This is a genomic window from Bradyrhizobium sp. P5_C12, assembly GCF_054049735.1.
On sequence record NZ_JBFULU010000002.1, the window covers coordinates 123,380 to 137,617 of the forward strand.

Sequence of the window (14,238 nt, forward strand, 5' to 3'; positions counted from 1 at the left end):
GGCGCCAACGGACGAGAGCAATGACAGACGCTTCGAAGAACATCGCTTTCATCGGGATCGGCAAGATGGGCCTGCCGATGTCGGTGCTCGTCGCCAAGGCCGGTTACGCCGTGACCGCCTTCGACCAAAGTGCCGCCCGGCTGAACGAGGCGCGCTCGCAAGGCATCGGTATCGCCGCTTCGCAGGCCGAAGCCGTCATCGGACGGGCCGCAGTCGTTACGTCCCTGCCCGATGATACGGTCTTGCGCGCCGTGACGCTCGGCCCCAGCGGCCTCATCGCCGCCATGGCCCCTGGCGCCGTTCTGATCGAGACCAGCACCGTGAGCGTCGAGGCTTCCGCCGAAGTCGACGCCGCCGCGCAGGCCCGCGGCATTGCCTATCTTCGTTCGCCGGTGTCCGGCAATGCCAGCATCGTCCATACCGGCGCGCTGAGCTGCTTCGTCTCGGGGCCGAAGGACGCCTTCGAAAACGCAAAACCGCTGTTCACAACCTTCACCCGCGCCCAGACCTATCTCGGACCGGGCGAGGAAGCGCGCTATGCCAAGCTCGCGGTCAATCTGATGATCGCGGTGTCGGCCGCGATGATGGCGGAAAGCCTGGCGCTGGCGCGCAAGGGTGGGATTGCCTGGCAGGATATTCTGAAGGTGCTCGACGACAGCGCGGTGGCTTCGCCGATGGTGAAGTACAAGACCGCGCCGCTGCGCAATCGTGATTTCGAGTCTACTTTCTCCTGCAAGCAGATGGCCAAGGACCTCGATCTCATCCTCGGTGCCGGCCAAGCCGTAGGCGTACCCTTGCAGCTCGCCGCGCAGGTACGAGAGACCTACGGATCGCTGGTCGCGCAGGGCGATGGCGACACCGACTTCATCGCGACCGTCAAACATCTCGAGCGGCTGTCCGGCCTCGGCGAGCCCAAACTGTGATCAACGGAGGCACATATGCGCAATTTCAACGAGAACACGATCACCGACGCAGTGCTCGAGCGGATCGAAGGCGCGACTGATCCCCGGATCAAGCAGGTCAGCGAAGCGTTGGTCCGGCACCTTCATGCTTTCGTCCGCGAGGTCCGCCCGACCCAGAAGGAATGGGAATACGGCATCGACTTCCTGACCCGCACCGGTCACATGTGCGACGACAAGCGCCAGGAATTCATCCTGCTGTCGGACACGCTCGGCGTCTCCATGCTGGTTGATGCAATCAACCACCCGGTGCCGGAAGGCGCGACCGAGACCACGGTGCTCGGCCCGTTCTTCGTCCAGGCCTCGCCCGAGAAGCAGAACGGCGCTGACATCTCCGGTCCCATGGAGGGTGATCCGATGCTGGTCACCGGCTCGGTCTCGATCGTCGACGGACGGCCGCTTGCGGGCGCCGTCGTGGACGTCTGGCATTCCGACGATGACGGCTATTACGACGTGCAGCAGCTCGACAAGATCGGCGATCTCGCGATGCGCGCGCGCTTCCACACCGACCAGAACGGCCGCTTCCATTTCTGGTCGATCAAGCCTGCCGCCTATCCGATCCCGCATGACGGTCCGGTCGGCGAGATGCTGGAGGTGCAGGGCCGTCATCCCTGGCGGCCGGCGCACGTGCATTTCATGATCTCAGCGCCGGGCTTCGAGCAGCTCGTGACCCATGTGTTCGTCGCCGGCGACCAGTATCTCGACAGCGACGTGGTGTTCGGCGTCAAGGACAGCCTGATCCGCGAGTTTGTGCAGTGCCCGCCCGGCCGTGCGCCGGATGGTCGCATGGTGGACGCGGCGTATTTCCACCTCAACTATGATTTCGGTCTGAAGCAGGTTGCGAGCAGCGCGCAGGCGGCCTAAGCCGGACAAACCGAACGGGCCGGCAAGAGTCCGCGAGAGGATACGAACGGGGAGAGATGATGGGACCGCGGGTCAGCATAGCCGCATTGGCCGATCGCCTGTCGGGCATGATCGGCCCGCGTGCCAGCGTGGCGCGGGCCGTGCTCGATCAGCATGGCCAGAGCGAATCCCACTACCGCAACCTGCCGCCGGACATCGTCGTCTTCCCCGAGACCACGATGGAGGTGGCCGCGATCGTCAAGCTCTGCGCCGGCGCGAATATGCCGATCGTGCCGTTCGGCGCCGGCACCTCGCTTGAGGGCAATGCGGCCTCCGTCGCCGGCGGCGTCTGCTTCGATTTCGCGCGCATGAACAAGGTGCTGGCGGTGCACGAGAGCGACATGGATGTCGTCGTGCAGCCCGGCATCACCCGAAAGCAGCTCAATGCCGAGCTGCGTGGCACCGGCCTGTTCTTCCCGATCGACCCCGGCGCCGATGCCTCGATCGGCGGCATGACGTCCACCCGCGCCTCCGGCACCATGGCGGTGCGCTACGGCACCATGAAGGACAACGTCATGGCGCTGGAAGTGGTGCTGGCCGACGGGCGCGTGATTCGCACCTCGCAACGGGCACGCAAATCAGCGGCCGGCTACGACCTGACGCGGTTGTTCGTCGGCGCGGAAGGCACCCTCGGGCTCATCACCGAGATCACGCTGAAGCTGCATCCCGTGCCGCAGGCGATCTCGGCCGCGGTTTGCAGCTTCGACACCCTGCATGATGCCGTCGACACCGCGATCTCCGTGATCCAGTCCGCGATCCCCGTGGCGCGCATCGAACTGCTCGACGACGTCATGATGCGCGGCATCAATGCCTACGCAAAGCTCGGCTATCGCGAAGCCCCGACCCTGTTCTTCGAATTCCATGGCTCCGAGACCTCCGTTGCCGAGCAGGCAGAGGCCGCAGAGGCGATCGCCGCCGACCATCGCGGCCATGGCTTTGCCTGGGCCAAGGCACAGGAAGACCGCAGCCGGCTCTGGCACGCCCGCGACAACACGCTCTATGCCGGCCTGGGCTTGCGGCCCGGCGCGCGCGCCGTGATCACCGATGTTTGCGTGCCGATCTCAAGGCTCGCGGAATGCCTGACCGAGACGCGGCGGGACGCGGACGAGCACGGTTTCACCGCTCCGATCGTCGGCCATGTCGGCGACGGTAATTTCCACATGCTGATCCTGATCGATCCGGCAAAGCCGGAGGAGAGCGAAGGCGCCAAGGCGCTTCAGGCGCGCATGGTCGCGCGCGCCATCGCCATGGACGGCACCTGCACCGGCGAGCACGGTATCGGGCTCGGCAAGATCGACTATCTCGCCGACGAGCTCGGCGAGGCCGTGGACGTGATGCGGTCGATCAAGACGGCCCTCGATCCCAATGGATTGATGAATCCCGGCAAGATTTTTGCGGGAGCACACGCATGAGCACCGCGGCACTGGCCACTGCGCCCTCGCCCACGCCACTGCTCGAGCTGCGCGGCATCAGCAAGGAGTTTCCCGGCGTCAAGGCGCTGGACGACGTGTCCTTTGCCGTCTTCCCCGGCGAAGTCCACATGCTGTTAGGGGAGAACGGCGCCGGCAAGTCGAGCCTGATGAAGGTGCTGTGCGGCGCCTACAGCGCCGACGCCGGCGAGTTCTACCACAAGGGCGAGAAGGTCGCGATCAACTCGACGGCCGATGCACAGAAGCTCGGCATCGCCGTGATCTTCCAGGAATTCTCGCTCGTCCCCTATCTCGACATCGCGCAGAACATCTTCCTCGGCCGCGAGCCAATGGGCCGCATCCCCAGCACGATCGACCGCCGCAAGATTCTGGCCGACGCCAAGCGCGTGCTCGATATGATCGGCTTCGAGATCGATCCCTCCACCACCGTCGACAAGCTCGGCGTAGCGCAGCAGCAGATGGTCGAGATCGCGAAAGCGATCAGCCAGAATGCGCGCATCCTGGTCATGGACGAGCCGACGGCGGCGCTATCCGACCGCGAGACCGAGCTCCTGTTCGCGCTGATCGCGCGGCTCAAAGCCGACGGCGTGTCGATCGTCTATATCTCGCATCGCATGGCCGAGGTGTTCGCGCTCGGCGACCGCATCACGGTGCTGCGCGACGGCCGCCGCATCGACGGCGTCCGCCCCGCCGACGTCACGCCGGACCAGCTCGTCCGCATGATGGTCGGCCGCACCGTGGACATGACCTATCCGCGCAATTTTGCCGACAAGCCCGGCGAATTGCTGCTCGAGGTCAAGGGCCTCTCCTCGTCGACCGGTATCTCCGACATCAACATCGAGGTGCGCCGGGGCGAGATTGTCGGCCTGTGCGGCCTGGTCGGCTCGGGTCGCAGCGAGGTTGCGCGGGCCATTTTCGGCGCCGATCCCGTCAATTCCGGCGAGATCATCTTTGACGGCAAGGCCATTTCCGGCGAGCCCGACCTCGCCGCACGCCGCGGCATCGCGCTGGTCCCGGAGAGCCGCAAGAGCGAGGGCCTCGCCCTGTTGCGGTCGGTGAGCGACAATCTGGTGGTGTCGGCGCTGCGAAAACTGTTTCCGAGCGGCCTGTTCGACCGGCGTAGCGCACAGCGCACGTCGGACGGCCTGATCCGGCAGCTCAGGATCGCCACGCCGAGCGCGCGGCAGACCGTCGGACTGCTCTCCGGTGGTAACCAGCAGAAGGTCGTGATCGGCAAGTGGCTGGCGGCCGGCTCGAAGCTTTTCATCTTCGACGAGCCGACGCGGGGCATCGACATCGGCGCCAAGTCCGAGATTTTTGCACTGATCGACCGGCTGGTCGCGGAAGGCGCAGCCGCCCTGATGATCTCGTCCGAGCAGGTCGAGATCTGCCATGTCTGCGACCGCGCCTATGTGATGCGCGAGGGCCGCATTGCCGGCCATCTGACCCGCAACGAATTGACCGAGGAGAACATCGTGCGACTGGGGATGCATCATGCGTGAGGCCGCGGTCGTTTCACAGCCCAATCCGCTGCAACGCATTCCCGGCGTTGCCATCGTGCTGGTGCTCCTGATCGCGCTGTTCGGCGCAATCGCGCCCGGATTCCTGTCGGTCGCCAACCTCTCCAACGTGCTGGTGCAGTCGACGATCCTGACCATGCTCGCATTGCCGATGACCCTGATCATCATGACCGAGGGGCTGGACCTGTCGATGGGCGCGGTGCTGACGCTGACCTCGCTCTGCGTCGCCATCGTGTCGCTCGCGACCAAGTCGATGCTGCTGGGCCTGGGCGCCGGCCTGCTGGTCGGGGCCGCCTTCGGCACCGTCAACGGCTGGCTGGTCGCGATTGTCGGCATTCCGCCCTTCGTCGCGACGCTCGGCACGCTCGGCATGGCGCAAGGCCTGTCGCTGATCGTGAGTGACGGCCAGAGCGTGGTCGGCATTCCCCACAGCGTGCGCGACATCTATTCGGCGACGCTTCTGGGTGTGCCGGTCCCGATCGTGATGGCGCTGGTGACTTACGCAGCGTTCCACGCGCTGCTCTATCACACCCGCTTCGGCACCTACATCTTTGCGCTCGGCGGCAACCGCGAGGCGCTGCGTTATGCCGGCCTCTCGCCGAACCGGCTGCTGATCGCGGTTTATGCGATCGGCGGTGCCATGGCCGGCATCGCCGGCCTGCTGATGACCGCAAGGATGAACTCCGGCCATCCGACCGCTGGCCTCGGCCTTGAATTCGATGCCATCGCCGCGGTGGCGGTCGGCGGCACCTCCTTCGAGCGCGGCAATGGCTGGCTGCTCGGCACGTTGCTCGGCGTGATCGCGGTCGGCGTGCTGCGCAATGGGCTCAACCTGATCTCGATGCCCTCCTCGGTGCAGGTCGCAAGCGTCGGCGTCCTCGTCATCGTCGCACTGTTCCTCGACGGCCTGCGGAGCCGCGCATGACCGACATCAGCAAAGAGGCGATCGTGCCGCCCCGCTCCTTCCTGTCGCAGGACGCGATCCAGGTGTTCTATCGCCTGCTCGCGGCGCTGCTGATCTGCGCGGTGCTGGCCGTGCTCAGCGATTCCTTCCTGAGCCTCGGCAACATCCTCAACGTGCTCCGGCAGGCGAGCCTGACCTTCTTCATCGCCTCGGGCTTGACCCTCGTGGTCCTGACCGCGGGCCTCGATCTCTCCGTCGGCGCCAATGTCGCGCTGTCGGCCTGCATCGCCGGCACCGTGATCCACAAGACCGGCTCGCCAGCGCTTGGTATCCTCACCGGGCTCGCCTGCGGCGGCATCGTCGGGCTGCTCAACGGCGTGATGGTCACCGCGCTGCGCATCCCCTCCTTCATCGCCACCTACGGCATGCTCTGGGTGCTGAACGGCCTCACCTACTGGTACATGGCGGGCGAGACCCTGCACGGCTTCCCGGCAGGCTTCCGCCAGATCGGCAGCGGCTATCTGTTCGGACTGCCCATCCCGGTCTACCTGCTGCTGGTGTTCCTTGGGATCGGGACGCTGTTTGCCCAGCGAACGATCTGGGGCCAGGAGATCTATGCGATCGGCGCCAATCCGGTCGCGGCACGGCTCTCCGGCATCCCGGTCGCGCGCCGCCTGCTGCTGGTCTACGCCGTCTCCGGCACCATGGCGGGCCTTGCCTCGATCATCTTCCTGTCGCGGCTCAATTCGGCAGAGGCCGACATCGGCGAAAGCCTGACGCTGCCGGCGATCGCGGCCGTGCTGATCGGCGGCACCTCGCTGTTCGGCGGTGTCGGCACCGTGTTCGGCACCTTCATCGGCGCGCTGATCCTGACGCTGGTCCTGAACGGCATGAACCTCTTGTCGGTCAGCGCCAACTGGCAGCCGCTCGTCACCGGAATCATCGTCATTCTCGCGGTCTGGCTCGACATGAAGACGCGCCGCCGCGCGTAACGAGTACTTGAAAAATCCAACAAGCAAAACGAGGGATGGAGGCAACATGAGACAACAGAAACTGGGCTACGTGACGTCTTATTTGGCGCTGCCGCTGCTGATGGCCGCGGCACTCACCACGCAGGCCCGCGCCGACGGCGAGACCATCGCCGTCTTCACCAAGAACCAGACCAACCCGTTCTTCCAGACGGTGCGGGTCGGCGCCGACAACATGGCGAAGGCGCTGAACGCGAAGACGCTGCAATACATCCCAACCAAGCCGGATTCGATCCCCGAGCAGCTCAGCCAGATCGAGGACGTCGTGGTGAAGAAGCCGAGCGCCATCGTCTTCACGCCGGTCGACTACAAGGCGATGGTGCCGGGCGTCGAGAAGATCAACGACGCCAAGATCCCGGTGGTCAACATCACCGACCGCTCCGCCGGCGGCAAATTCCTGTCCTTCGTCGGCGCCGACGATTACAGCCTCGGGCTCGAGACCGCGCGCCATCTGCTGAAGACGCTCGGCGGCAAGGGCAACATCGTCATCATCGAGGGCGTCAAGGGCTCGCTGACCAATGTCGACCGTGTCAGAGGCTTCAACGACGCGCTGAAGGAGAACGCCGGCGCAAAACTCCTGGCCTCGCAGCCAGGCAATTACCAGCGGCTCCAGGCGCTCCAGGTGATGGAGAATTTGATGCAGTCGAACGCGCAGATCGACGGCGTGCTGGCCGCCAACGACGCCATGGCGGTCGGCGCGATCGAGGCCCTCGACGGCGCCAACCGCAAGGCGCAGGTGATCGGCATCAACGGCACCAAGGAGGCGATCGATGCGATCAAGTCCGGCAAGCTGCTCGCGAGCGGCGACTACAACGGATTTGCGCAAGGCTGCCTCGGCACCATGATGGCGATCCGCAGCTTGCGCAACCAGCCGGTCATCAACGAGATCGTGCTGAAACCGACGGTCATCACCAAGGACAATTACCAGCCGTTCGACGTGCCGCTGGAGCAACGGACCTGCCCGACCTTCGAGGACGCCGGCAAGCTCGGCGGCAAATAAGCCAGCCAATCACGACAGACCCGGACGGCCGCTTCCTCGCGGCCGTCCCAAGAACCGGAGACACCATGCTGTTCGCAATCCACGCTCTCGACCGCGCCGGCGCGCTTCCGACCCGGCTCGCCAACTATGACGCTCACAAGGCCTTCCTGAGCGACACCTCAAAATTTGGCGTCAAGATCGTGATGTCGGGACCCCTCGTCTCCGACGACGGCGCGACCATGATCGGCAGCCTGTTCCTGATCGAGGCCTCGAGCCGCGCAGAGGTCGAAGCCTTCAACGGCGCGGACCCCTTTGCCGCGGCCGGGATCTGGGAGAAGGTCACGATCACGGGGTTTCTGCGCCGCCAGGGTTGAAGGGATTGCAGCACACGCATGCTTCGACCGCCCGCGGTTGATGTTCAACTCCAACAGGATTCGTGGCAGACAGGAGTGAGCAAGGCCGATCGCAGCTACGGTGGGTCATCGCATGCCGCCCCGGAGACTCCATGGTAGATGAGACCCGTTCGCCAAATCGGCCGCTCGATCCCCGCACCAACTGGTCCGCGCTTGCCCAGGCGGAGCGCGACGCCGCCTATGACAACAACAGCGCCGTCAAGAACAGCGCGGCCCTGATCGCCGAGCGCAATGAAGCTTCGGGACGGCTGCGGAAGAGCCTGACATCGCATCTCGATCTGCCTTACGGCGAGCGGGCGAACAACAAGATCGACCTCTACCCGGCCGCGCAGCCTGATGCGCCCTGCCTGGTGTTCCTGCATGGCGGCTATTGGCAGCGCAATTCGCGCGAGCTGTTCGCCATGCTGGTCGAAGGCGTCGCCGCGCATGGCTGGTCGGTTGCGATCCCCGGATACTCGCTGGCGCCCCAGGTTTCCCTGACCGAGATCGTCGCAGAAATCCCCAGGGCGCTCGACTGGCTCGCTGCGCATGGCGCATCCTATGGCATCGCCGGGCCGGTCGTCCTGTCGGGCTGGTCGGCGGGCGCCCACCTCGTGGCGATGGCACTGGACCATCCGCGTGTCCATGCCGGACTGGCAATGTCCGGCGTCTACGATCTGGCGCCGATCCGCGATACCGGGCTCAACAACGCGCTGAAGCTGACGGACGAGGAAGTCGCCACGCTCTCGCCGCTTCGCCTGCCCGTGACGCACAAGCGGCTCGACATCGCCTACGGCACCGTCGAGCTTCCGGCCCTCGTGCTCGATTCAATCAATTTCGACGACAAGCGCGCGGCCGCGAAGGCGCCCGGCAAACTGATCCCGGTCGAGGGCGCCGACCATTTCACGATCCTTGAGGCGTTGCGTCGCCCTGACGGCATTCTGGTGGACGCTGTCCGCCGGTTGCTGGATTAAAAAACGCGAAAACAACCCCATGCACAGTAGGACTGCCCTTGTTTCTAAAGACGAATCCACGCCGCTTCTAAAGGCAAATCCACGTCGCGCGAGGCTTTGACACGTCGGGCAAAACAGGGGCAGAATGCCATCATCGCCCCGACTGTCCCGCCCCCGCATCAATCCAGACCTGCTCTCCCGTGACCCGGACCGGATAGAGCCGCAACGGCGGACTTGGCCAGCCCGAAGAAATGCTGCCGTCGCGCAAATCGAACGATGCTGCGTGACGCGGACAAACCAGCCGGCCCACCGCAACATGTCCAAGGCCGAGATCCGCCTGCTCGTGCGGGCACGCGCGTTCGCAGGCGGTGACCTCGCCGTCGTTCCAGATCACGAGCATATCGAGCCCGGCGACGCGGACGATGCTCTCTGCCTTCAGCCGGCTGAGGTCGCAAACCGGAATCCACCCATGCCCGTCCGGGCGGACAGACGCGTCATCCACCGAGATAGGCCTTCCGCACATGCTCGTTCTCGATCAGCTCGGAGCCTGCGCCGGACAACACGATGCGGCCGCTCTCGAGCAGATAGGCGTGGTCGCACATGTCGAGCGCGGCGAACGCGTTCTGCTCGACCAGAAGCACCGTGGTGCCGGCGTCGCGGATGCGACGGATGATCGCAAAGGTACGTTCGACGATGTTGGGAGCAAGCCCGAGCGAGGGCTCGTCGAACATGATCAGCCGTGGCCGCGACATCAGCGCACGCCCGATCGCGAGCATCTGCTGCTCACCGCCGGACAGCGTACCCGCCGCCTGGCGGCGCCGTTCGGCAAGCCGCGGAAATTCCAGGTAGATGCGGTCGCGATCGGCCGCGATTTCGCCCGAACCGCTCCGGAGGTAAGCCCCCATGTCGAGGTTCTCCTCGACGCTCATATGCGGAAACACCCGCCGGCCTTCCGGGCAATGCGCAATGCCGCTCGCCAGCACGCGCGGCGGCTTCGCCGCGGTGATGTCGATGCCGTCAAACAGCATCTGCCCCGAGCGCGGCGGCACCAGTCCCGAAATCGCGCGCAGCGTCGTGCTCTTGCCGGCGCCGTTGGCGCCGATCAGAGCCACCAGCTGTCCGGCCTTCACCTCCAGCGAGATGCCGCGCAGCGCGGTGACGCCGCCATAGCCGCACACCATGTCGCGGATCTCAAGCACGCGCCGCTCCATGTCCGAGATAGGCCTCGATCACCGCCGGATCGTTACGGATCACGTCGGGCGTCCCCTCGGCGATGATGCGGCCGTAGTTCAACACCACGATGCGATCCGAGACCGTCATCACCATCGGCATGTCATGCTCGACCAGCAGGATGGTGATGCCGCGGTCGCGGATGCCGCGGATCAGCTCGACGAACCTGTGGGTTTCCGAGGCATTCATGCCCGAGACCGGCTCGTCGAGCAGCAGCATCGATGGCTCTGCCGCGAGCGCCAGCGCGACGCCGACCAAACGCTGCTCGCCGTAGGACAGCGAGCCGGCAGCATCGTGGGCGCGGCGTTCGAGGCCGACCCATTCGATCAGCTCGCTCGCGCGCTGCCGCAGCTTGCGCTCCGCGGCGCGCGCACGCGGCATGCCGAGGATGGCGTCAAGCAGCCCGACCCGGCCCTGGCGGTGCAGCCCGATGAGAAGATTGTCGTAGACCGTGTCATTCGGGAAAACGCTGGTGCGCTGGAACGTCCGGATCAGGCCGAGATCGGCGATCTGATGCGGCTTCAAACCGGTGAGCTCGGTGCCCTGATAGGTGACGCGGCCGGCGCTCGGCTCCAGAAAGCCGGTCATGACGTTGAAGGCGGTGGTCTTGCCGGCGCCGTTCGGTCCGATCAGGCTGACGATCTCACCCTCGCCCACGGTGAAGTTCATGTCGGAGATCGCGACCAGCCCGCCGAAGCGGACCGCGACCTGCTCGATCGTCATGGCAACGGCGCGCCCCGTCATCACGCCCGCTCCTTGACGCCGGTCTCGGTGAGCGCGACCGGCGTCAGCGCCGTCGTCTTGCGCCCTCGCCCGACAAATCGCTGTGCGAGCGACGGCACGATGCCGCGGGGCAGCACGAACAGGATGGCAATCAGCACGCCGCCATAGACGATCCACTGCGCTTCCGGCGCCATGATCGGACGCAGTGCGACCGGCAACAGCCCGAAGATCAGGCCGCCGACAACGGGGCCAGCCAGCGAGCCCTTGCCGCCGCTGATGACCATGATCACCATGGTGACGGTGTTGATGAAGGCAAACACTTCGGGATCGATGATCCGGATATAGTGGGCATAGAGGCTGCCGGCCGCGCCCGCAATCGCGGCTGATATCACGGCCGCCAGTGTCAGCGTCTTGGTCACGTCGATGCCGACGGAGACGGCCAGCGTTTCATTCTCCATCAGCCCGCGCATGGCGCGGCCGAAATGCGAATGAACGAGCCGCGCGATCAGGAGGTAGGCGATGAGCGCCACCGCCAGCACGAGGTAGTAGTTGTGCAGCTTGGTACGCAGCGTCAGTTCGCCAAAGCCGGGCAACGGGAGCGCAATGGAGGGAATGTTGGTCAGCGCCAGCGGGCCCTGCGTCAGCTCGACCCAGTTCAGCGCCACCAGCCGGACCACTTCGGCGAAGGAGATCGTGACAATGACGAAATAAGCGCCGCGGACCCGGAATGAGAGCAGGCCGACAAAATAGCCGCACAGCCCGGCGACGATGATCGCGAGCACGAAGCCTGCGATCGGCGGCCAGGGCTCGTGGACCAGACGCAGACCTCCGGGCAGACCGGCGTCGAAACCGAGCGATGTCAGCGCGCTGACATAGGCGCCGATGCCGAAGAAGGCGATGTGACCGAGGCTGAGCTGGCCGGTGAAGCCGAGCAGCAGGTTGAGGCTCATCGCGCCGATGACGAAGATGCCGGTCGTGATCAGCGCGTTCAGGAGATAGGGATCGCGCAGCCAGAGCGGCACCGAGGCAAGGGCTGCGACGGCGAGGATGGTGATGGCGATCCTCATCCGACGCGCTCCGCGCGCGCGAACAGGCCGGTCGGCTTGAAGATCAGCACCGCGATGATGATCACAAAGCCCATGGCGTCGCGATAGCCGGAGGAGACATAGCCGGCGCCGAGCTCCTCGGCCAAGGCCAGAATGAATCCGCCGATCACCGCGCCGGTGATGTTGCCGAGACCGCCGAGGATGACGATGGCGAACGCCTTGACTGCGGCGAGATCGCCCATTTGCGGGAAGATCACGTAGACCGGCCCGAGCAGCGCCCCCGCGACCGCCGCAAGGCTCGAGCCGATCGCGAAGGTCGAGGTGTAGATCAGATCGACGTTGACGCCCATCAGCGACGCCGTGTCGTGGTCCTGGAACGTTGCCCTCATGGCACGGCCAAGTCTGGTCCGGTTGATCACGAGGTACGTCACCACGATCAGCATTGCCGCTGCCGCCAGGACGAACAGGCGCAGCCAGGACACGGACACCGGCCCGAGCACCAGCGGCGCCTCAGGGAATGGCGTTGCCACCGATTTGGCGACGCCGCCCCAGATCCACAGCGTGCCCGACTGCATCGCGATCCAGGCGCCGATCATGACCAGCATCGTGGTGTCGATGTCGGAGCCGCGCAGCGGCCGGAGCAGCGTCAGCTCGATGGCTGCACCCAGCAGCCATCCGGCCAGCACGGCCACGGGCAAGGCGAGGAAGAAGTTCAGCCCGAGCTGTTGCACCACGATGAACATGATGTAGGCGCCGAACGTGTACAGCACGCCATGCGTGAAGTTCACCACGTTCATGATGCCGAAGATCAGCGTGAGCCCGATGCCCAGCAGCGCATAGGTGCCGCCGAGCACGAGCATGTTGATCAGATGCTGGAGAAACTCGCCCAAGGCTGGTCCCAAATTATTAAGGTGCGCATCGGGAGGGCGGGGTGCGCTGCCCTCCCCCAGAACTTGCGCGACGTCAGAGCGTCTTCATCTCGACCTTGCCCTCGTTGATCTCGATCAGATAGACGTTCGGCTGGCTCTGCCCGCTTTCCTTGCCCTCGGGGCCGGACTTGCGGAACACGATGTCGCCGTTGAGGCCCTTCAGCTTGATGTCCCACATCGCCGCCTTGATGGCCGCAGGTTCCGCCTTGCCCGCCTTCTCGATTGCGGCAGCGGCGGTGCGGATGCCGTCATAGCCGCGGAAGCTCTCGGTGCAGCCGGCAAAGTCGAACCCGCGCTTCTTCCATTCGGCGATGAAGTAGCTGGTGGCTTCCGGGTTCGGCGTCTTGTCGGGGAACCAGGGCAGGAAGGTGGTCAGATGCATGGTGCCGTTGGCCGCGGCGCCCGCCTGGGCGATGATCTGGTCCGGATTCTGCGAGCCGCCGGTGGTGATGATGCGCTTCTTCAGCCCCAGCGCGGCCGCCTGCTTGAAGATCAGCGTGAGCTGATCGACGGCGGTCGTGACGATGACGGTCTCGGACTCCGAGCTCTTGATCTTGGAGAGCTGCGCGCTCATGTCCTGCGCGCCCTGGTCCATGGTTTCGACCAGGCCGATCGTGATGCCCTTGTCCTTCATCATCTTGCTGAAGTCCTCGGCGGTGCCGCGGCCCCAGTCGTTGTTGATGACGAGGAAGTCCACCTTCTTCAGCGCGAGCTTGTCGACGATGCCCTTGAACGCCGCGGCCTCGACCGCCGAGGGCGGCGAGATGCGGAAGATGAAGGGATTGCCCGTCGTCGTGATCTTGCCCGAGGACGAAGTCTCGACCACCATGGGCGTTTCATACTCGATCAGCTTCGGCATCACCGCGAGCGTCAGGCTCGAGCCCCAGGCGCCCATCAGGACCGGCACCTTGTCGCTGGTGATGAGCTTCTCGGCAACGGCCGCCGCCTCGGTCGGATTGCTCTTGTTGTCCTCGATCACGAGCTCGATCTTCTTGCCGAGAATGCCGCCCTTGGCGTTGATCTCGTCGGCGGCGATCTTGGCGCCGTTGACGACGTAGGTGCCGGACGCCGCGAATGCGCCGGTGAGCGGCTCGTTGACACCGATCTTGATGGTCTGCGCCTGTGCCGCGCCGCCGAACAAGGCTGCCGCCAGCGCGACTGCCGGAACGAATCCAAGTGCTCGTGTCATGTTGTCTCTCCAAATCCCACGCTGTTGATCCCTAGGCACTGCAAACTTCGTCG

15 protein-coding genes are annotated in these 14,238 nt (G+C 65.2%); 9 read left to right on the forward strand and 6 right to left on the reverse strand.

Annotated elements, in window-relative coordinates; genetic code table 11:
- Positions 1-20 precede the first annotated feature (20 nt).
- From ACXJMY_RS02180 to ACXJMY_RS02220, 9 genes are all read left to right on the forward strand, one after another.
- Positions 21-923, forward strand: a complete 903-nt coding sequence (locus ACXJMY_RS02180) for an NAD(P)-dependent oxidoreductase (RefSeq protein WP_456617671.1) — start codon at positions 21-23, stop codon at positions 921-923.
- A 15-nt stretch (positions 924-938) separates the two neighbouring features.
- Positions 939-1,823 carry an intradiol ring-cleavage dioxygenase gene (locus ACXJMY_RS02185; RefSeq protein WP_456617672.1) on the forward strand — a complete coding sequence of 295 codons (885 nt, stop codon included), beginning with the start codon at positions 939-941 and terminating at the stop codon, positions 1,821-1,823.
- 59 nt (positions 1,824-1,882) lie between these two features.
- Positions 1,883-3,274: an FAD-linked oxidase C-terminal domain-containing protein gene (locus ACXJMY_RS02190; protein WP_456617673.1), complete on the forward strand. Its 1,392-nt coding sequence runs from the start codon at positions 1,883-1,885 to the stop codon at positions 3,272-3,274.
- Positions 3,271-4,794: a sugar ABC transporter ATP-binding protein gene (locus ACXJMY_RS02195; protein WP_456617674.1), complete on the forward strand. Its 1,524-nt coding sequence runs from the start codon at positions 3,271-3,273 to the stop codon at positions 4,792-4,794. Before ACXJMY_RS02190 ends, ACXJMY_RS02195 begins: the two co-directional genes overlap by 4 nt.
- On the forward strand, positions 4,787-5,737 hold the full coding sequence (locus ACXJMY_RS02200; protein ID WP_456617675.1) for an ABC transporter permease: 951 nt from the start codon (positions 4,787-4,789) through the stop codon (positions 5,735-5,737). Before ACXJMY_RS02195 ends, ACXJMY_RS02200 begins: the two co-directional genes overlap by 8 nt.
- Positions 5,734-6,708: an ABC transporter permease gene (locus tag ACXJMY_RS02205; RefSeq protein ID WP_456617676.1), complete on the forward strand. Its 975-nt coding sequence runs from the start codon at positions 5,734-5,736 to the stop codon at positions 6,706-6,708. The genes ACXJMY_RS02200 and ACXJMY_RS02205 overlap by 4 nt, the downstream gene beginning before the upstream one ends.
- Positions 6,709-6,754: 46 nt before the next feature.
- Positions 6,755-7,744: a sugar ABC transporter substrate-binding protein gene (locus ACXJMY_RS02210; RefSeq protein WP_456617677.1), complete on the forward strand. Its 990-nt coding sequence runs from the start codon at positions 6,755-6,757 to the stop codon at positions 7,742-7,744.
- Between the two features lie 65 nt (positions 7,745-7,809).
- Positions 7,810-8,097 (forward strand): YciI family protein, encoded by a 288-nt coding sequence (locus ACXJMY_RS02215; RefSeq protein WP_456617678.1) that lies wholly within the window; start codon positions 7,810-7,812, stop codon positions 8,095-8,097.
- Positions 8,098-8,228: 131 nt separating this feature from the next.
- Entirely contained in the window at positions 8,229-9,089 is an 861-nt protein-coding gene (locus tag ACXJMY_RS02220; protein ID WP_456617679.1) for an alpha/beta hydrolase, read from the forward strand.
- A 130-nt stretch (positions 9,090-9,219) separates the two neighbouring features.
- On the opposite strand, the gene ACXJMY_RS02225 is transcribed toward ACXJMY_RS02220, so the two are convergent.
- The 6 genes from ACXJMY_RS02225 to ACXJMY_RS02250 form a co-directional block, all read right to left on the reverse strand.
- On the reverse strand, positions 9,220-9,570 hold the full coding sequence (locus ACXJMY_RS02225) for a Rieske (2Fe-2S) protein (RefSeq protein ID WP_456617680.1): 351 nt from the start codon (positions 9,568-9,570) through the stop codon (positions 9,220-9,222).
- The gene (locus ACXJMY_RS02230) at positions 9,563-10,267 is read right to left on the reverse strand and encodes an ABC transporter ATP-binding protein (protein WP_456617681.1); all 705 of its coding nucleotides are present in this window, start codon (positions 10,265-10,267) and stop codon (positions 9,563-9,565) included. The genes ACXJMY_RS02225 and ACXJMY_RS02230 overlap by 8 nt, the downstream gene beginning before the upstream one ends.
- Positions 10,260-11,042 carry an ABC transporter ATP-binding protein gene (locus tag ACXJMY_RS02235; RefSeq protein WP_456617682.1) on the reverse strand — a complete coding sequence of 261 codons (783 nt, stop codon included), beginning with the start codon at positions 11,040-11,042 and terminating at the stop codon, positions 10,260-10,262. The genes ACXJMY_RS02230 and ACXJMY_RS02235 overlap by 8 nt, the downstream gene beginning before the upstream one ends.
- The gene (locus ACXJMY_RS02240; RefSeq protein ID WP_456617683.1) at positions 11,042-12,088 is read right to left on the reverse strand and encodes a branched-chain amino acid ABC transporter permease; all 1,047 of its coding nucleotides are present in this window, start codon (positions 12,086-12,088) and stop codon (positions 11,042-11,044) included. The genes ACXJMY_RS02235 and ACXJMY_RS02240 overlap by 1 nt, the downstream gene beginning before the upstream one ends.
- Positions 12,085-12,957, reverse strand: coding sequence for a branched-chain amino acid ABC transporter permease (locus ACXJMY_RS02245; protein ID WP_456617684.1), 873 nt, complete (start codon positions 12,955-12,957; stop codon positions 12,085-12,087). Before ACXJMY_RS02245 ends, ACXJMY_RS02240 begins: the two co-directional genes overlap by 4 nt.
- 73 nt (positions 12,958-13,030) lie before the next feature.
- Positions 13,031-14,185 (reverse strand): ABC transporter substrate-binding protein, encoded by a 1,155-nt coding sequence (locus ACXJMY_RS02250; protein ID WP_456617685.1) that lies wholly within the window; start codon positions 14,183-14,185, stop codon positions 13,031-13,033.
- Positions 14,186-14,238: the final 53 nt, after the last annotated feature.

Excerpts from the sequence above, each read along its gene's own strand:
- ACXJMY_RS02180 (WP_456617671.1), top strand. The coding sequence starts at position 21 with ATGACAGACGCTTCGAAGAACATCGCTTTCATCGGGATCGGCAAGATG.
- ACXJMY_RS02185 (WP_456617672.1), top strand. The coding sequence starts at position 939 with ATGCGCAATTTCAACGAGAACACGATCACCGACGCAGTGCTCGAGCGG.
- ACXJMY_RS02190 (WP_456617673.1), top strand. The coding sequence starts at position 1,883 with ATGGGACCGCGGGTCAGCATAGCCGCATTGGCCGATCGCCTGTCGGGC.
- ACXJMY_RS02195 (WP_456617674.1), top strand. The coding sequence starts at position 3,271 with ATGAGCACCGCGGCACTGGCCACTGCGCCCTCGCCCACGCCACTGCTC.
- ACXJMY_RS02200 (WP_456617675.1), top strand. The coding sequence starts at position 4,787 with ATGCGTGAGGCCGCGGTCGTTTCACAGCCCAATCCGCTGCAACGCATT.
- ACXJMY_RS02205 (WP_456617676.1), top strand. The coding sequence starts at position 5,734 with ATGACCGACATCAGCAAAGAGGCGATCGTGCCGCCCCGCTCCTTCCTG.
- ACXJMY_RS02210 (WP_456617677.1), top strand. The coding sequence starts at position 6,755 with ATGAGACAACAGAAACTGGGCTACGTGACGTCTTATTTGGCGCTGCCG.
- ACXJMY_RS02215 (WP_456617678.1), top strand. The coding sequence starts at position 7,810 with ATGCTGTTCGCAATCCACGCTCTCGACCGCGCCGGCGCGCTTCCGACC.
- ACXJMY_RS02220 (WP_456617679.1), top strand. The coding sequence starts at position 8,229 with ATGGTAGATGAGACCCGTTCGCCAAATCGGCCGCTCGATCCCCGCACC.
- ACXJMY_RS02235 (WP_456617682.1), bottom strand. The coding sequence starts at position 11,042 with ATGACGGGGCGCGCCGTTGCCATGACGATCGAGCAGGTCGCGGTCCGC.
- ACXJMY_RS02240 (WP_456617683.1), bottom strand. The coding sequence starts at position 12,088 with ATGAGGATCGCCATCACCATCCTCGCCGTCGCAGCCCTTGCCTCGGTG.
- ACXJMY_RS02250 (WP_456617685.1), bottom strand. The coding sequence starts at position 14,185 with ATGACACGAGCACTTGGATTCGTTCCGGCAGTCGCGCTGGCGGCAGCC.